This window comes from Streptomyces sp. NPDC051243 (genome assembly GCF_044455405.1).
Classification (GTDB): domain Bacteria; phylum Actinomycetota; class Actinomycetes; order Streptomycetales; family Streptomycetaceae; genus Streptomyces.
Window position 1 is genome coordinate 239,020 of the sequence record NZ_JBITES010000003.1, and the last position, 17,796, is coordinate 256,815.

Annotated in this window: 12 protein-coding genes; 11 read left to right on the plus strand and 1 reads right to left on the minus strand. The window is 70.2% G+C overall.

The window, feature by feature from the left end:
• The first annotated feature begins 316 nt into the window (after positions 1–316).
• From rplU to ACIBAG_RS08425, 11 genes are all read left to right on the plus strand, one after another.
• A complete protein-coding gene (gene rplU / locus ACIBAG_RS08375) occupies positions 317–637 on the plus strand; it encodes a 50S ribosomal protein L21 (RefSeq protein ID WP_004931419.1) in 321 nt (106 codons plus the stop codon).
• A 14-nt stretch (positions 638–651) separates the two neighbouring features.
• Positions 652–906 carry a 50S ribosomal protein L27 gene (gene rpmA, locus ACIBAG_RS08380; protein ID WP_030051735.1) on the plus strand — a complete coding sequence of 85 codons (255 nt, stop codon included), beginning with the start codon at positions 652–654 and terminating at the stop codon, positions 904–906.
• Between the two features lie 147 nt (positions 907–1,053).
• On the plus strand, positions 1,054–2,499 hold the full coding sequence (obgE, locus tag ACIBAG_RS08385; protein WP_399102394.1) for a GTPase ObgE: 1,446 nt from the start codon (positions 1,054–1,056) through the stop codon (positions 2,497–2,499).
• Positions 2,500–2,806: 307 nt separating this feature from the next.
• Positions 2,807–4,195 (plus strand): integrin alpha, encoded by a 1,389-nt coding sequence (locus tag ACIBAG_RS08390; RefSeq protein ID WP_399102396.1) that lies wholly within the window; start codon positions 2,807–2,809, stop codon positions 4,193–4,195.
• A gap of 65 nt (positions 4,196–4,260) precedes the next feature.
• The gene (locus ACIBAG_RS08395) at positions 4,261–5,760 is read left to right on the plus strand and encodes an FG-GAP-like repeat-containing protein (protein WP_399102398.1); all 1,500 of its coding nucleotides are present in this window, start codon (positions 4,261–4,263) and stop codon (positions 5,758–5,760) included.
• A 40-nt stretch (positions 5,761–5,800) separates the two neighbouring features.
• Positions 5,801–7,279 carry a VCBS repeat-containing protein gene (locus ACIBAG_RS08400; RefSeq protein ID WP_399102400.1) on the plus strand — a complete coding sequence of 493 codons (1,479 nt, stop codon included), beginning with the start codon at positions 5,801–5,803 and terminating at the stop codon, positions 7,277–7,279.
• A 189-nt stretch (positions 7,280–7,468) separates the two neighbouring features.
• The gene (locus ACIBAG_RS08405; RefSeq protein ID WP_399102402.1) at positions 7,469–9,028 is read left to right on the plus strand and encodes an alkaline phosphatase D family protein; all 1,560 of its coding nucleotides are present in this window, start codon (positions 7,469–7,471) and stop codon (positions 9,026–9,028) included.
• A 93-nt stretch (positions 9,029–9,121) separates the two neighbouring features.
• The gene (locus ACIBAG_RS08410; protein WP_399102403.1) at positions 9,122–10,315 is read left to right on the plus strand and encodes a hypothetical protein; all 1,194 of its coding nucleotides are present in this window, start codon (positions 9,122–9,124) and stop codon (positions 10,313–10,315) included.
• 180 nt (positions 10,316–10,495) lie between these two features.
• On the plus strand, positions 10,496–11,995 hold the full coding sequence (locus tag ACIBAG_RS08415; RefSeq protein ID WP_399102405.1) for a D-ribitol-5-phosphate cytidylyltransferase: 1,500 nt from the start codon (positions 10,496–10,498) through the stop codon (positions 11,993–11,995).
• Positions 11,996–12,125: 130 nt separating this feature from the next.
• A complete protein-coding gene (locus ACIBAG_RS08420; RefSeq protein ID WP_399102407.1) occupies positions 12,126–14,210 on the plus strand; it encodes a hypothetical protein in 2,085 nt (694 codons plus the stop codon).
• Between the two features lie 234 nt (positions 14,211–14,444).
• A complete protein-coding gene (locus ACIBAG_RS08425) occupies positions 14,445–15,671 on the plus strand; it encodes a glycosyltransferase family 2 protein (RefSeq protein WP_399102409.1) in 1,227 nt (408 codons plus the stop codon).
• On the opposite strand, the gene ACIBAG_RS08430 is transcribed toward ACIBAG_RS08425, so the two are convergent.
• Entirely contained in the window at positions 15,640–17,688 is a 2,049-nt protein-coding gene (locus ACIBAG_RS08430; protein ID WP_399102411.1) for a hypothetical protein, read from the minus strand. The two genes, ACIBAG_RS08425 and ACIBAG_RS08430, sit on opposite strands and share 32 nt — an antisense overlap.
• Positions 17,689–17,796 lie beyond the last annotated feature (108 nt).

Below are 17,796 nucleotides of genomic sequence, written 5' to 3' on the forward strand. Positions count from 1 at the left end.
TTCGGGGCGGGGCCTGGTTGCCGGGTAACAAGCCCCGGTCGCCGGCCGCCACCGCTGTGAGGTGCGCGGCGATCCGGGGGCTGTGTGGGGTGCGGCCGGTCCACGTGACCGGCCGCACACCCGTGGGGCCCGGCCCGGTTTGACCCTCTCGGCCAGGGCCCCGTAACCTTGACCCTCGGCGTGTCCACAGATATAGGACGCGCCACATCCCCGTAAACCTCTTCCTCCGGAGCACAGGGTGTTCCGGAGAGGCCGCCCGCGTGCGTGGTGGCTGGACTGCGGGGGTGCCGTTTCCGAGCGAGAGAGTGAGATCCGCGTGTACGCCATCGTGCGCAGCGGTGGTCGCCAGCACAAGGTTGCTGTCGGCGACATCGTTGAGGTTGACAAGATTTCCACTGCCAAGGTTGGCGACACGGTCGAGCTCTCGACCCTGCTCGTTGTCGACGGCGACGCTGTGACCAGTGACCCGTGGGTGCTGGCCGGCATCAAGGTCCAGGCCGAGGTCGTGGACCACCACAAGGGCCAGAAGATCGACATTCTGCGCTACAAGAACAAGACCGGCTACCGCCGTCGTCAGGGCCACCGCCAGCAGTACACGGCGATCAAGGTCACTGAGATCCCCGCGGCTGCGAAGTAAGGGACTGAGGAGAGATGGCACACAAGAAGGGCGCATCGTCCACCCGTAACGGTCGTGACTCCAACGCTCAGCGCCTCGGCGTGAAGCGCTTCGGCGGTCAGGTCGTCAACGCGGGCGAGATCCTGGTCCGTCAGCGCGGCACCCACTTCCACCCGGGCGCCGGCGTCGGCCGTGGCGGCGACGACACGCTGTTCGCGCTGCAGGCCGGTGCGGTGGAGTTCGGCACCAGCCGTGGCCGCAAGGTCGTGAACATCGTTCCGGTCGCCTGACACAGCCCCCTCAGGGCAGCCCGGTTCCGGGCTCAGGCGCCGTAGAGCGTTTCGCGAGGCGGACCTCACTTCCCCTGTGGGAAGGCGGGTCCGCCTTTCGCGTGTTACGTCTAAGACATTTCCGTAGGTAACTGGAGGCACTGAACCATGACCACCTTCGTGGACCGCGTCGAGCTGCACGTCGCCGCGGGTAACGGAGGCCACGGCTGTGCCTCCGTCCACCGTGAGAAGTTCAAGCCGCTCGGCGGGCCCGACGGCGGCAACGGCGGGCGCGGCGGGGACGTGATCCTCACCGTCGACCAGTCGATCACCACGCTGCTCGAGTACCACCACTCCCCGCACCGCAAGGCCACCAACGGCAAGCCCGGCGAGGGCGGCAACCGGTCGGGCAAGGACGGGCAGGACCTGGTCCTTTCCGTGCCGGACGGCACCGTCGTCCTCGACAAGGCCGGCAACGTCCTCGCCGACCTGGTCGGGCACGGCACGTCGTACGTCGCCGCGCAGGGCGGCCGGGGCGGGCTCGGCAACGCGGCGCTGGCGTCGGCGCGGCGCAAGGCGCCGGGGTTCGCGCTGCTCGGTGAGCCGGGGGACCTGCAGGACATCGTCCTGGAGCTGAAGACCGTCGCCGACGTGGCACTGGTCGGCTACCCGAGCGCCGGCAAGTCCTCGCTGATCTCCGTGCTGAGCGCGGCCAAGCCGAAGATCGCGGACTACCCGTTCACGACCCTCGTGCCCAACCTCGGCGTGGTGACCGCCGGTTCGACCGTCTACACCATCGCCGACGTCCCGGGGCTCATCCCGGGCGCCAGCCAGGGCAAGGGCCTGGGCCTGGAGTTCCTGCGGCACGTCGAGCGGTGCAGTGTGCTCGTGCACGTCCTGGACACGGCGACGCTGGAGTCCGACCGGGACCCCGTCTCCGACCTGGACGTCATCGAGGCGGAGCTGCGCGAGTACGGCGGTCTCGACAACCGGCCCCGGATCGTGGTCCTGAACAAGATCGACGTACCCGACGGCAAGGACCTCGCCGAGATGGTGCGGCCGGATCTGGAGGCCCGTGGATACCGGGTCTACGAGGTGTCCGCCGTTGCCCACACCGGGCTGAAGGAACTGTCGTTCGCGCTGGTGGACCTGGTGGGCAGGGCGCGTGCCGCCAAGCCGAAGGAAGAAGCGACGCGGATCGTGATCCGGCCGAAGGCCGTCGACGACGCGGGCTTCACCGTGACCCGCGAGGAGGTCGCGGGCGAGCCGCTGTTCCGGGTGCGTGGCGAGAAGCCCGAACGCTGGGTGCGGCAGACCGACTTCAACAACGACGAGGCCGTCGGCTACCTCGCCGACCGGCTCAACCGCCTCGGTGTGGAAGAGGAGTTGATGAAGGCGGGGGCCCGCTCCGGCGACGGCGTCGCCATCGGGCCCGAGGACAACGCCGTCGTCTTCGACTGGGAGCCCACGCTGATGGCCGGCGCGGAGATGCTCGGGCGGCGTGGCGAGGACCACCGCTTCGAGGCGCCTCGACCCTCGGCGCAGCGTCGGCGTGACAAGCAGGCCGAGCGTGATGAAGCGGCGCAGGAGTTCGACGACTTCGAGCCGTTCTAGGTCCGGGCGGGCGCGTAGCGCTGTCGTGACCGTGGGCCGGGGGCTGCAGCCCCCGGCCCTTCGCTTTGCCGTGAACGGCCCCGGCCCCGGTCGCGATCGCCGGACTGGCCGGACTGGCCGGATCGGTTAACGCCGGGAAAATTCCCGGCGCATCTGGGGGCAACCCCTTCGTCCCTCCGTGAGTCGTACTGGGCGGCGTGGATGAGGATCTTGAATTCTCAGGACCTCACCACCGTCAACTGCCCAGCGAATTCCCGGAGTCGACGTGGTCGAGGCTGTTTCGTACAGAACGCGGCGTACCGTTGCCATGGCTGTCGCCCTGGCGGCCGCGAGCGTCGGTGTGCTGCCGGTCGGGGATGCCCGGGCGGCGACCGCCACCGTGCGGCAGGACTTCAACGGCGACGGGTACGGCGATCTCGCCGTCACCGCTCCCAACGCCACCGTGAACGGCAAGACGCGGGCCGGCTACGTCGCCGTGCTGTACGGGTCCGCGAGCGGGCTGCGCACCACGGTCAGGAAGGTGTACACGCAGGCCTCCGCCGGGATTGCGGGCACCGTCGAGGCCGGGGACCGCTTCGGCTCGGATCTCGTCGCCGCCGACCTGGACGGCGACGGGTACAGCGACCTGCAGGTGTCGGCCGACGGCGAGCAGTGGGAGCAGGGCGGCATCGCCCGCAAGGGCAGCCGGACCGTGCTGTGGGGCGGCCCGGGCGGCTTCACCTCGGGGAAGGTGCGGCCCGCGATCGGCGACAGCCCGTACCAGAGCGGCTCCTCAACCGTCACCGGCGACTTCAACGGGGACGGACACGAGGACCTGCTCTACAGCGGCCGCATGGAGTACGGGCCGTTCGGGCGCGACGGTGTGCCCGCCGGTACGACCGGGGTGCGGCTCTACGACGGCGACATCGAACTGGTCAAGGTCGTGGCCGGTGACGTGGACGGCGACGGCATCACCGACCTCGTCACCCTGGCTCGGTCGTATGACGCCGACGACGAGGGCAACCGGGGCGAGCACCTGAACTTCCTGCGCGGCAGCCGCGAGGGCATACGGCCGCTCGTCGTCCTCAAGGACGCGCAGGGCGAGGAGATCAGACCCGGTTGGACCCTGACCATCGGCGACGTCAACGGCGACCGCCGCGGGGACATCGTCATGGGCTACGGAGGCCTCCGGTTCATCTACGGCACGGCGAACGGCCCGGCCAATGCCGTCGGCGCCCACACCATCACCCAGGACACCCCCGGCATGCCCGGCACCGACGAGGCCGGGGACGTGCTCGGGTACGACCTGGCGGTCGCCGACGTCAACGGCGACGGTTACGGCGACGTCCTGGCCGGCGACCCGTACGAGGACCTGGGCACGCTGAGGGAGGCCGGGACCTTCGTCGTCGTACCCGGCGGACCGGACGGTCCCACCGGGGCCGGCGGCAGACTCTTCAGTCAGAACAGCGCGGACGTTCCCGGCACCGCCGAGAAGGGCGACGGCTTCGGCGAGCGCGTGCATCTCGTCGACGGCAACGGCGACGGGCGGGCCGAGCCCGTCGTCGCCGCGGTCGGGGAGGACTCGTACGCCGGTGGTGTGTGGGTGTTCCCGTCCGGCTCGACGGGGGTCACGGCCAAGAACTCCTTCGCCGTCGGCGCCCGCACCCTCGGGACGGTCGCCACCGGGGCCTGGCTCGGCCACCGGTTCCCGCGCTGACCCGCATCCCTTCACACCCGCCCACACGTCTTCCGCCCACACGTCTTCCCTGCGTCAGGAATCACATGGCTTCGCGTTCCCACCGCCGTACTCCGCTCACCCGCCGCGGACGCCTCGCTCTCGCCACCGGCGTCGCGGTCGTCGCCGGCGCGCTGGCGGTGCCCGCCGTCAACGCCGCCACCGAGACCGCGGCAACCACGCCGAGCGCCAAGCGGCTGCACGACGACTTCAACGGGGACGGGTATCCCGATGTGGCGATCGGTGCCCCCGCCGCCACGGTGGGCGGCAAGCAGCTGCGCGGCGCGATCAGCGTGCTGTACGGCTCCTCCAGCGGGTTGTCGACCTCGCGCAAGCAGGTGCTGACCTGGCCGGACCGTACGAACGAGGCCTATTACGGGGCGGAGCTGGCGAGCGCGGACCTGGACGGGGACGGATACGCCGACCTGGTGACGACCGCCGAGTCGGAGAAGCCGTACGTGGACTACGGCGTCGCCCTCCTCGTCAACTGGGGTGGTCCGAAGGGGCTGTCGGCCACGCCGACGCAGCTGACATGGAGCATCGGCTACGAGTGGGCCGGCCGGTTCACCGTCGCGGACGTGGACGGCGACAAGCGACCCGACATCGTGATGGTGAGCGACGACGTACCGGAGAACGAAGCACCCGGCGAGGTGTGGCACGGCCCGTTCACCCGCGCCGGACAGCCCGCGAAGAAGGACCTCTTCGCCATCGGCGCCGATGAGCGCTCGAACCATCACTCGGTGGCGGCCGGTGACGTGAACGGCGACGGCATCGCCGACCTCGCCGTGCGCACCTCCTCCCAGGACGAACCGGACTCGCGTGCCGTCTCCCTGCTCACGGGCGGCCCCGACGGTCTCACCTACCAGGGCAACCTCAAGGACGCCCAGGGGCGGATCATCGGCGGCGAGGACGTCGCGATCGGCGACCTGAACAAGGACGGGTACGGCGAGATCGTCGTCGGCCACTCCAAGGACGACTACGACAGCGACGCCGGACTGCCCACGAAGGGCGGTGCGCTGGCCGTCGTGTACGGCGGTCCGAGCGGCGTCTCGACCACCCGGGCGCCGCTGTGGATCAACCAGGACACGGCTGGTGTGCCGGGCTCGGGCGAGCGCGGCGACGGCATGGGGACGGGCCTGTCCATCGGCGACACCAACGGCGACGGCTACCTCGACGTGGTGACCGGCCTGCCCGGCGAGGATCTCGGCAGCGTCGCCGACGCGGGCGGCGTCCTCGTGCTGCGCGGCAGCGCGGGCGGCCTGACCACCACCGGCATCAAGGCGTTCACCCAGAACACCAGCGGTGTGCCCGGCACGGCCGAGAACGGCGACAAGTTCGGTGCCGAGACCGCCCTCGTCGACGCCGACTCCGACAAGAGGGACGGCCTCGTGGTGGGCGACCCGGCCGAGAACTTCGGACATGGGGCCGCGTGGGTCTTCCCGGCCACCTCCAGCGGTGTCACCGCCGCCGGTTCCTTCTCCTTCGGCCCTTCCACGATGGGCCTGACCTCGCTCGGGGCCTCCTTCGGAGCCTCGCTGGCCGACTGACGGCGCCCCCTCCTCGTAACCAGCAGAACAGGACAGTGACATGAACCGACACCGGAAGGCCTGGCGCGTCAGTCTCGCCGTCGTCCTGGCCGTCACGGGGGCCTCCCTTCCCGCGGCACACGCCGTGGCCGACGCCCGGCCGGCCACCGCGGAGCTGAAGGACGACTTCAACGGGGACGGCTACGCCGACCTCGCCGTGGCGGCGCCCGACGCGACCGTCGACGGCAAGACACGGGCCGGGTACGTCGCCGTCGTGTACGGGTCGGCGAGCGGGCTCAAGACCTCTGCCAGGCAGGTCATCAGCCAGAACACGGCCGGTGTCACCGACTCGGCCGAGAGCGAAGACCTGTTCGGCAGCGCGGTGAGCAGCGCCGACCTCGACCGGGACGGGTACGCGGACCTGATCGTCGGCGTCACCGGCGAGGACTCGGTGGAAGGGGGCGCCCTGACCGGGCTCGTGCAGGTCGTCTGGGGCGGGGCGAACGGGCTGTCGGGCGGGGCGCCGCTGGCGTACGGGCGCGAGACGTACGACGGGCTCAGCGCTCGGGGAGAGCTCACCGTCGGGGATGTGAACGGGGACGGAGCCACCGACCTGGTCGTCGTCCAGGGCCTCGTCAGGCTGCGGGTCGTCAAGGGGCCCTTCGGCCGTGACGGTTCGTCGAGCGGCGGGGAGCAGATCGTCTTCGACGACTCCGACCCCCGCTTCCTGGACCTGGCCACCGGTGACGTGAACGGCGACGGCATCGACGATGTCGTGGGCACCATGCACGACGGTGACGAGGGCGACGCCCGCCGCATCACGTACTGGCGGGGCACGCCGGACGGGCTCGCCGACAAGGTCGTGATCGAGGACAGCAGGGGCTGGCGGGTGCAGGGCGGCGAGTCGCTGGACCTGGGCGATGTGAACGGCGACGGCTACGACGACATCGTGGTCGGCCGCTACGACGGCGCCGACAGCGACCTGTCGACCCCGATCCCCGAGGGCGGCCGGGTCGCGTTCGTGCCGGGTTCCGCGGACGGGCCCGTCGGCACCAAGGCGATGTACGTCAACCAGGACAGCGCCGGGGTCCCGGGCGCCGCCGAGCTGTACGACCGCTTCGGCGCCGACGTGTCCGTCGCGGACGTCGACGGCGACGGCTACGACGACGTCGCCGCCGGTGTGCCGTTCGAGGACTTCGACGGGCTGAGCAACGCCGGCGGTGTCGTCGTCCTGCGCGGCGGTGCGAACGGTCTGACCGGCATCGGTGCCAAGGGCGTCAACCAGAACACCGCCGGGGTGCCGGGCGCGGCCGAGAGCAACGACGTCTTCGGCGCCACCACCCGTCTCGTCGACGGCAACGGCGACGGACGCGCCGAACTCGTCGTCGGCGCACCGGGTGAGAACGCGAACGCCGGGTCGGTGTGGGTGTTCCCCTCCACGTCGGCCGGGATCACACCGACCGGCTCGTTCACCTTCGGGGCGGGGACGCTCGGCACGGTCGCGGCCAACGCGAGGCTGGGCTCCGGGTTCAACTACTGATCCCCACGGGTTCAACCCCTGATCGAACACCGGACCCGTTGTGGCAAGGGCACCCTGCCGTGCCGCAACGGGTCTTCTGTTGTCTCCCTGTTTGTCATGCACGCGAAGCGCACAGTTCAGCAACCGGACCGCCCACGGGCGTGAGCATCCGAAGTGTCCAAGAGGCCAGCGAGGCAAGGGAGTTCGCCGATGACCCCGGAGACCGGGTCCGTGTCCCCCGACCGACGCCGTTTCCTGACCGCCGGAGCCGCCGTGCTCGGGGCCGCGGCCTCCGCCCAGCTGTGGCTGCCGACGGCCGCCCGGGCCGCCGAAACCCCGCTGCCCGACGGCGTGTTCAGCCTCGGCGTGGCCTCCGGCGACCCGCTGCCCGACGGCATCGTGCTGTGGACCCGGCTCGCACCCGACCCGCTGAACGGCGGCGGGATGCCCGACAGCGTGGTGACCGTCGAGTGGGAGCTCGCCGAGGACGAGCGGTTCCGCAAGCCGGTGCGCCGCGGTGTCGCCCAGGCCCGGCCCGAGTTGGGGCACAGCGTTCACGTGGACGTACGGCGGCTGCGCCCGGGCCGTACGTACTGGTACCGCTTCCGCGTCGGCGGCCAGCTCTCGCCCACCGGCCGCACCCGCACCGCGCCCCACCCGAACAGCTCCGGCGGCCGGCTGCGCATGGCGCTGGCCTCCTGCCAGAACTGGCAGCACGGCTACTTCACGCCGTACGCCGACATGCTGGCCCAGGACCCCGACTTCGTCCTGTTCGTCGGCGACTACATCTACGAGTCCCGGCCGTCGGCGACCGCCCTGCGCAGGCACGAGGGCACCGACGAGCCGTACACCCTGGTCCAGTACCGCAACCGGTACGCCCAGTACCGCACCGACCCGGACCTCGCCGCGATGCACGCGAACGCGCCCTTCGTGGTCACCTTCGACGACCACGAGGTCGACAACGACTTCGCCGGCGAGATCCCGCAGGACCCGGACAAGCAGCCGCACGACGCCTTCGTGGCCCGGCTGACCGCCGGCTACCAGGCGTTCTACGAACACATGCCGGTGCGCGCGAGCGCCATCCCGAACGGCCCGCACATCCAGATGTACCGCCGTCTGGAGTTCGGCCGCCTGGCCCGGCTCAGCGTGCTGGACACCCGGCAGTACCGCAGCGACCAGGCCACCAGCCAGGAGGGCGCCCAGGACCCCTCGCTGACCATGCTCGGCGCCGAGCAGAAGCAGTGGCTGATCGACGGGCTGCGCCACTCGCCGGCCCGCTGGAACATGATCGGCTCGCAGATCATGATGGCCGAGACCGACCTCAAGGTCGGCGAGGGCAAGCTCTGGTACTACGACGCCTGGGACGGCTACCAGGTCGAACGCAACGCCCTCATGGAGGAGTTGAAGCACGTCCGCAACCCGGTCGTGTTCACCGGCGACCGTCACCTCACGATGATCAGCGACCTCAAGGAGGACTACGCCGACCCGAACTCCGCCGTCGTCGGCGCCGAGTTCGTGGGTACGTCCATCTCCAGCAACGGCGACCAGGACCAGGCCGCCTTCCACAAGGAGTGGGACCCGCGCCTGCCGGACAACCCGCACTGGAAGCTGCTCGACGCCCACCGCGGCTACCACCTCTTCGACATCCGCCGTGACGGCATCGACGCGCAGGTGAGGATCGTGGACACGGTGCGTCAGCAGACGGCCACGCCGAGCACGCTGGCGCGGCTGCGGGTGGAGGCGGGGCGGCCGGGCGTCGAGGTGGTGTGACTCCCGTCACCGTTGGTGGAGGGCCTGGGACTCATCCGTGTCCCAGGTCACTCTCAGCACAGTCTCAGGGAGTGCTCTTACCGTCCTCTGACCATGGAGACGGACTGTACGAGAGATGAACTCCCTGCGAACGGCAGCGTGATCACCCCGCTGCCCGCCGGGACCCGCCTGCTGCACATCGGCCCGCACAAAACGGGCACCACCTCGATCCAGGGCGCGCTGTTCGAGGCCAGGGACGAGATGGCCCGGCACGGCGTCGAGTGGCCGGCCACCACCCGGCACCCCATGGAAGCGGTCCTGGCCGCCTGTGCGCGCACCGGAATGATGGGCGACACCGAGCCCACCGAGCGGCACTGGGAGCGGCTTCTGGAGCGCGTGCGCGCCACAGGCCGCCGTACATCCGTGATCAGCAGCGAGTTCTTCGCCGACGCCCCGGACGCCGCGACGATCGAGCGGATCGTCGAGCAGCTCGGCGGCGACCGCGTACACGTCCTGGTCACGCTGCGCCCGCTGGCGCGGATCATGCCCTCGCAGTGGCAGCAGTACGTGCAGAACGGTCTGCGCATGGGCTACGAGGAGTGGCTGGAGCACATGCTCCGCAAGCCGCCGTACGAGAAGCCCAACCCCAGCTTCTGGCACCGGCACCGGCATGACCGGCTCGTCGAGCGCTGGGCCCGGGTGGTCGGGCCGGAGCGGGTGACCGTCGTCGTGGTCGACGAACGGGACAAAGGGGGCCTGATGCGGACTTTCGAGGCGCTGCTCGGCCTGCCCATCGGGCTGCTGAGACCGGTTCCGGACACCGCGAATCGCTCGCTCACCCTCGCCGAGACCGAAATGCTGCGGAATCTTAATAAGGAATTCCGCGCCAATGAACTGCCCGAGGAGCTCTATTCGCAGCTCGTCCGGAACGGCGCCGTGATGCATATGAAGAACACGTGCACTCCCGGTCCCGGCGACGTGAAGATCGGCACCCCGCGATGGGCCGTCGAGGCCGCCGCCGAGATCGGCGCGGAGATCGCGGAGCGTATTGGCGGGACGGGCGTCCGAGTCATCGGAGACATGCGGCTTTTGTCGGAAATGCAAAAGCCCGCGACACGCACCGAAGGAGTGCCGCGCATCACCCCGGAAGCCGCAGCCCAGGCGCTCTACGGCGCCCTCGCCGCGGCCGCCGCCGCTCCCCTGCGGCACACCGCGGCCGCCAAGTCGCGCACGGTTCACCAGACGACGTCCAAGGAACTGGTGCGGGTCCTCGGCCATCGCTGCCTCAAGCGACTGCGGCTTCGCTGAGCCTGTGCCGTTACTCACAGCAATTCCGTGAACGTCCGCGCACACTCTCGGCAAGGAGCATGCGTACAAGGTGAATGACAGGTTGCGCGCACATATGCGGCCGGGGACGCTCACCTTGCACTGCGGTAACCCCAAGTGGGACCATTTCCAAGTTCCCAGTCGCCACAAGGTAGGTCACCTGTGTCCCAGCACATAGCCAAGCCCCGTACCACCGCAGTGATCCTGGCCGGCGGTACCGGTCAGCGCGTGGGTCTGTCGATCCCCAAGCAGCTGCTGAAGATCGCCGGCAAGGCAGTCATCGAGCACACCCTGACCACCTTCGAGAAGGCCGACTCGATCGACGACGTCATCGTGCTGATGGCGCCCGGCTACGTGCCGGACATCGAGAAGATCGTCGCCAAGGCGGGGTTCACGAAGGTCAAGAAGATCATCGAGGGTGGCAGCACCCGCAACGAGACGACCGAGCGCGCCATCGCCGCCCTCGGCGAGGGCCTGGCCGAGGGCGAGGACCTCAACGTCCTGTTCCACGACGCCGTACGCCCCCTGCTGTCGCAGCGCGTGATCGACGACTGTGTCGTGGCGCTGGAGCGCTACCAGGCCGTCGACGTCGCCATCCCGTCCGCGGACACCATCATCGTGACCCGCACGCACGGCGAGGACGGCGAGTTCATCACCGAGATCCCGGACCGCTCCCGCCTGCGCCGCGGCCAGACCCCGCAGGCCTTCAAGCTGTCCACGATCAAGCGGGCCTACGAGGTCGCCGCCGGTGACCCCAACTTCCAGGCGACGGACGACTGCTCCGTCGTGCTCAAGTACCTGCCGGACGTGCCGATCCACGTCGTCGCGGGTGACGAGTACAACATGAAGGTCACCCAGCCCGTCGACGTCTTCATCGCCGACAAGCTGTTCCAGCTGGCCTCCACCGCCGCTCCCGAGCAGGTGAGCGAGGAGGCCTACCGTCAGCTCCTGACCGGCAAGACGATCGTCGTCTTCGGCGGCAGTTACGGCATCGGCAAGGACATCGCCGAACTCGCCGAGTCCTACGGCGCCACGGTGTACGCGCTGGGCCGCTCCACCACCGGCACCCACGTGGAGAACCCGGAGGAGGTCGACGACGCGCTGTCCAAGGCGTACGCCGAGACCGGGCGCATCGACTACGTCGTGAACACCGCCGGTGTGCTGCGCATCGGCAAGCTCGCCGAGACCGACAACGCCACCATCGAGGAGGCGCTGAAGGTCAACTACCTGGCCCCGGTGCAGATCGCGCGCTCCTCGTACAAGTACCTGGCGGAGACCAACGGCCAGCTGCTGCTGTACACCTCCAGCAGCTACACCCGCGGTCGCGCCGAGTACAGCCTGTACTCCTCGACCAAGGCCGCCATGGTGAACCTCACCCAGGCCCTGTCCGACGAGTGGGCCGGCGACGGCATCCGCGTGAACTGCATCAATCCGGAGCGCACCGCCACCCCGATGCGCACCAAGGCCTTCGGCCAGGAGCCGGCGGGCTCCCTGCTCTCCTCCGAGGCCGTCGCCCGCACCTCCCTCGACGTGCTGCTCTCCGAGCTGACCGGCCATGTGATCGACGTCCGCCAGCAGGACCCGACGGCGGCCGCCGGCAAGGCGTCCGGCTTCGAGCAGGCGCTCGCCAGTGTCCTGGACCGCCAGGACGGCATGGCATAATCAGAAGTCAATAAGCCTTATGGAATTCAGGCCTCTGCGATTCTTCGTTCACGAAGAATTCACAGGGGCCTGAGTCCTTCACCCCCCTCACCCCCCTTCAGACCGGCCCCTCTCCCTGAGCAGGTTCTCCGTGATATCCACCGCTATTCGCGTCGCCCGGGTGGGCAGCCCGGCCGAGCTGGCCGCGGCGGCCCTCATGATCCTGGGCTTCCCGGCGCTCATGCTGGCCGCGCTCGTCCCGAGCGTCCCCGCCTTCGCGGCCGCGGCCGCCGTGACGTACCTGGCGGACCACTATCTGCACCGCAAGGGCAGCTATCTGGTCAACCGCCTGAGCAAGGTCCGGGCCGGTCTGTCGATCCGCTTCCTGATCCGCCAGCTGCTGCTGATCCTGCTGCTTGCCCGGCTCGGCCTCGCGGACGACCTGATCTACTACGGCGCCATCGCCTGCTTCATCGCCTTCTACGGCCTCCAGGCCCCGCACGGCGCGCTGGTCACCCTGATCCGCAACCGCCGCCGTATGCCGGTCGCCACCCGCAACGTCGACCTCGCCTCGCGCATCCGCATCCCGGACGCCCCGCCGCGCCGGCTGCTGCACCGCTCCGCCGAGAAGATGCTGCACCTCGACCTCGCGGCCGTCGTCGGCATCCTGGTCTCGGCCGCCCTGGAGTCGGCCGTCGCCGGCTTCATCGGCATCGGCGTCACGGTGGGCCTGGGCTGCCTGTACGTACTCGCCCTCGTGCCGTACATCCGCGGCCGCAAGATCCCGCCGAACGCCGAGACCGTGCTGGCCGCCGTCGACGACTGGCTGGGCGAGTACCGGCCCGAGACGGTGCTGTACTTCTCCGGCTCCAAGGACTCCGCCTACCAGGTCAACATGTGGCTGGAGACCATGGAGCAGCTGGACTCCAAGCCGCTGATCATCCTGCGCGAGCGCGTCATCCTGAACAACCTGGCGCCCACCACGGTCCCCGTGATCTGCGTGCCCGGTGGCGTGCACCTGATGAACATGGACCTGTCCAACGTGCGCGTCGCCCTGTACGCCGCGAACGTCGGCAAGAACATCCACCTGCTGCGCGTCCCCACCATGAAGCACGTCTTCATCGGCCACGGGGACAGCGACAAGCTGGCCAGCGTCAACCCGTACAGCAAGGTCTACGACGAGGTGTGGACCGCCGGGCGCGCGGGCCGCGACCGGTACGCCATCGCCGACGTCGGCGTCCGCGACGACGACATCGTCGAGGTCGGCCGCCCGCAGCTGGCGCCGATCCAGAGCTGGAACGGCGTCCCCGAGGGCCGGATCCCGACCGTGCTCTACGCGCCGACCTGGGAGGGCTGGGACGGCAACCCCGGGAACACCTCGATCGTGCTGGCCGGCGAGAACATCGTGAAGAAGCTGGTCAAGGCCGATCCGCCGGTCCGCGTCCTGTACAAGCCGCACCCCTTCACCGGCACCGTCAGCAAGGAGGCCGGCGCCGCGCACCGCCGGATCACCGCCCTGGTCGAGCAGGCCGCCGCCGAGCGGGCCACCGACTCCCGCTTCCAGCCCGACAGCGCCGCGCAGGCCGCCGCCAAGGCCGAGCTGGCCCGTATCGAGGCCCGCCTCGCCGAGCTGTCCGGCAAGGGCAAGGGCAGCGGGAACGGCAAGGGCGGCGACGAGGCCGAGGCCACCCGCGACGGGCTCGTCGACGTGGCCCGGCACGAGGAGGTCGCCCGGCTGCGCGCCGAGTGGAACACCGCGTACTGGCGTTCCTTCGGCAGCCACGAGCACCGCGTCATCACCGGCGCCGAGCCCCGTCTGTACGACTGCTTCAACGTCTCCGACGCGATGGTCTCCGACATCTCCAGCGTGGTCTCCGACTTCATCGCCAGCGGCAAGCCGTACGCCGTCACGGACTCAGCCGAGGTGGGCGTCGAGGAGTTCAAGCGGGCGAACACCGCGGTGCGCGCCGCGACGATCCTGTCCAACAGCGCGGCCGAGCTGGGCGAGCTGCTGGACGCCGTACGCGACCCGGCGGCCGACCCGCTGGCCGAGGACCGCAAGGACCTCAAGCGGTACCTGCTGGGCCCGGACGAGCCGACCTCCATCGAGCAGTTCAACACCGCGGTGACCAACCTCGCGATCAAGGCCGAGACGCGCAACGTCGGCCAGGAGTCACGGCTGGCGGCCGTACCCGAGCAGCGGATGGCGACCGCCGACGACGATGTGACCGCCTGACCCGCGAACCGACAGCGCGGCCCCCGAGGAGCGATCCTCGGGGGCCGTTTCTCGTCAACGGCCGCTTCTTGCGGGCCTCTTACGTTGCCCGCATAGCGTGACTCCATGTCAGCCACCCCCTGTGATCTGACTCACCAAAACATGACTGTGAGGCAACCGCTTCCATCGCCCAGCCGTCTACCAGGTAGCGAATGAGGCGATACGGGGGAAATATCCCGTTGACAAGGGGGAAACGTGACCGTCACGCAGCCTGATGTGACTGTGATCATCGGGGCGTACGAAGCGATGCCGTATCTGGTCGAGTGCCTCGCATCCGTCGAGGCACAGACCATCGACCCGGAGCGCATCGAGGTCATCGCCGTGGACGACGGCTCGACGGACGGCACGGGGGAGTGCCTGGAGGAGTTCGCGGCCCGCGTGCCGATGCCGGTGACCGTGATCCGGCAGGAGAACTCCGGGGGCCCCAGCGGCCCCCGCAACGTCGGTCTGGGCAAGGCGACCGGGCGTTACGTCTTCTTCCTGGACGCCGACGACCGGCTGGGCCCCGAGGCCCTGGAGCGCATGGTCGCGATGGCCGACAAGAACGGCACCGACGTGGTCCTCGGCCGCGTCGAGGGCGTCAACCGCACCGCGCCCAAGTCGATGTGGGGCAAGACGCTGGACCGGACCGACGTCTTCTCCTCCAACATCAAGTTCACGCTGAGCGCGCAGAAGCTGTTCCGCCGCGAGCTGCTCACCCGGCACGACATGCGCTTCGACGAGTCCCTGTGGACCGGCGAGGACGCGCTGTTCACGATGGAGGCCTATCTGCGGGCGAACGGCGTCTCCGTGATCGCCGACTACACCTGCTACTACCTGGTCGGCCGCGACGACGGCAAGCACGTGACGAAGAGCGGCGGTTACACCCTGCGCTTCGACTCGGCGCGCGCCCTGATGAACCTGATCGCCGAGCACGTGCCCGCGGGTGACCGCCGCGACCTGCTCATGGTGCGCCCCTTCCTCATCACCCTGCTGCCGCAGTTCGGGCCCAAGTACGCCAAGGACAGCGAGAAGGTCCGGCAGCACAAGCTCGAACTGGCCAAGCCCCTCATGGACGCCTACTGGACCCCGGACATCGCCCGCCGCCTCAAGGTCCACGAGCGGCTGCGCCTGCACCTGGTCGCCGAGCAGCGTCCCGAACTCCTGTTGCCCGTCGTGGAGTTCATCAAGGCCAAGAAGCAGGCGGCGGCCCTCCTGGAGAAGAAGGGCCGCCGGCTCTACCTCGCCTACCCGCACTTCCGGGACGCCGCCGCGGGGATACCCGACTCCGTGTACCTCGCCGAACCGCGCGAGGCCCGCGCCTTCCCCGGATACCGGGGGGGCGGAGCGGACTCGTTCCTGCGGCGGGCGGTGCGCAAGGCGCGGCGGATGCTGAGGTCCTCGCGCGGGGCTACACCGGGCGGGAGGGCTGCTGCGGCGTGACGCGGCCGCGCTGGTCCGGGATCTCCGCGAGGTCCTCGGCGGCCAGCCGCCGCGCCATCCGCGCCCGGTGCTCCCGGGCCGCCGCGCACAGCGCCTGTACGGCCTCGTCGAAGCGCACCTGCGACGACGGCTCGTCCGGTCCCAGCAGGTGCCGCTTCAACTCGGCCCGGGCCTGAACCAGTTCGTCCTTCTCGGGGTGCCGCACCACGTCCAGCAGCTCCGGCACCCCGGCCGCGTCCGGCGTCAGCACGGTCGCCGCGCGCACGGTCGGGAAGGCCTTGCGGAACACCTCCTCCGCGAGGCCGCTGGTGTTCGCCACGGCGTACGGCTTCCCGCTCGCCAGGAAGTCGCTGATCACGCTCGACACATCGCTGATCAGCAGGTCGGCCTCGTTGAAGCAGGCGTACAGCTCGGGCCGCACGTCGGTGACGACCTGGTGCTCCCCCTCCGGAAGTGAGGCCCAGTACGCCTCTTGCCAGGCCGCCGTGGCCCGCGCCACCGCCTCCGCCCGCCCCGGCTCCGGCGCCGACTGGAACATCATCCGCTCGACCTGGTCGGCGCTCGCCCGCACGGTCGTCGTGGTGAGCCGCTCCAACTCCTTCGTACGCAGGGCGAGTTCACCGGCGCCGCCGGGCCGCTCGCCCGTCCGCTCCCGGTTCGCCGCCCGGATCAGCTCCCGGATGCGCAGATCGGCCGCCCCGGCCCGCGCATCCACCGACCCCGTCAGCGGATGCGGCTTGTACAGCAGCCGTACGCCCGGGTCCGCGAGCAGCGCCCGTACGAGGTTCTCGCCGGCCTCGATCACCGAGGTGTTGCCGGGGTTGCCGTCCCAGCCCTCCCAGGTCGGCGCGTAGAGGACCGTCGTGTACCTACCAGCCGGCGGGCCGGCGTACGGCCGTACGGTGTCCAGCTGCGGGCGGCCGATCTCCACCACGTCCTTGTCCTCGACGCCGACCTCGGCCGCCGCATACCGCTCCCGAGCCGCCGGACCGGCCACCCACACCTGGTCGTAGGCCTTCGCGTACGGGTTGCAGGACGACAGCTTGTCGCTCTCCCCGTGGTTGACGAAGGTGTGCTTGAGCGTGGGGATGCGCAGGACCTGGGAGGTCTTGCCGGAGTTGGCGGGGTGGATGAGGACCTCGAGCGTGGACTGCTCCAGGCGCATCAGCGTGGAGACCTTCGGCAGGCACAGGATCGGCACGTCCGTCGGGCCGATCTTCTGCACCATGAACCGTTCGCGCAGCACGATCAGCGGACGCCCGTCCAACTGGGCGAGCGGCTCCAGCCACATGTTCGCCTGGTAGGCGGAGGACGCGCCGCCGGAGAAGTAGAGCCCGACCGTCGGCCGGTACTCGGCCAGCCAGGCGTCCAGCCAGTCCAGCGTCTCCCGCTCGCTCGCCGGGCGACGGCTCGGCAGCAGCCGTACGAGAAGGTCGTACAGGCCCACCAGGGCGAGCCCCAGGGAGAACGCGATGCCGAGGGCCGCGCAGCGGGGGTCGTCGGTGGCCGCCGTGGTCAGCAGGCCCGCGGTGGCCGGGAGGCCGAAGGCCGGCAGGCGGTGGCCTGGGCGGCGCAGCAGTATCGGCGGGGCGGGGGACAGGCGCAGGGCGGAGGCGTCGATGTTGCGGGTGACCACGGGGAGGGTGCGGGTGCGGCGGACCAGGACGGAGACCGCCTGGATCGCGCAGTGCAGCGCGTAGAAGGCGAGCAGGCCCGCGACCAGCGGCGTGTACACCGTCTCCCGGTGCTGCTCGCCGAGCCGCAGCAGGGCCACGACCAGCAGCAGGTCCCGCAGCACATGCCGCACGGTGATGTCCGCGTGCGACTTGGCGAACAGCGACAGCATGCCGCGCTGCCAGCGGTACAGCACGCCCTCGGCGGCCAGCGAGGCGAGGGTCGCCGCGAGCAGCAGCGGGATGTGCGGGCGCAGCGCCGCCACGGCCTGGGCGCCGAAGGCGACGGCCAGGAGAGCCGTGACGAGCGCTCTCACCGGGAAGCGGGACAAGGGTGTGGGCAACTGCGGTCACTCCAAGGTCGGCGGGGACGTCGTGCGTCCGGGTTAACGCCCGCCGACCTCCGGACGACACGCGAGTGTCCGGAGGGTTTGGAGTGGCCTGGAGTATGA

What these genes read in the sequence shown, in the direction of transcription:
- ACIBAG_RS08395 (WP_399102398.1), top strand. Translation starts at nt 4,261, where the DNA reads ATGGCTTCGCGTTCCCACCGCCGTACTCCGCTCACCCGCCGCGGACGC.
- obgE (WP_399102394.1), top strand. Translation starts at nt 1,054, where the DNA reads ATGACCACCTTCGTGGACCGCGTCGAGCTGCACGTCGCCGCGGGTAAC.
- ACIBAG_RS08400 (WP_399102400.1), top strand. Translation starts at nt 5,801, where the DNA reads ATGAACCGACACCGGAAGGCCTGGCGCGTCAGTCTCGCCGTCGTCCTG.
- ACIBAG_RS08405 (WP_399102402.1), top strand. Translation starts at nt 7,469, where the DNA reads ATGACCCCGGAGACCGGGTCCGTGTCCCCCGACCGACGCCGTTTCCTG.
- ACIBAG_RS08390 (WP_399102396.1), top strand. Translation starts at nt 2,807, where the DNA reads ATGGCTGTCGCCCTGGCGGCCGCGAGCGTCGGTGTGCTGCCGGTCGGG.
- ACIBAG_RS08410 (WP_399102403.1), top strand. Translation starts at nt 9,122, where the DNA reads ATGGAGACGGACTGTACGAGAGATGAACTCCCTGCGAACGGCAGCGTG.
- rpmA (WP_030051735.1), top strand. Translation starts at nt 652, where the DNA reads ATGGCACACAAGAAGGGCGCATCGTCCACCCGTAACGGTCGTGACTCC.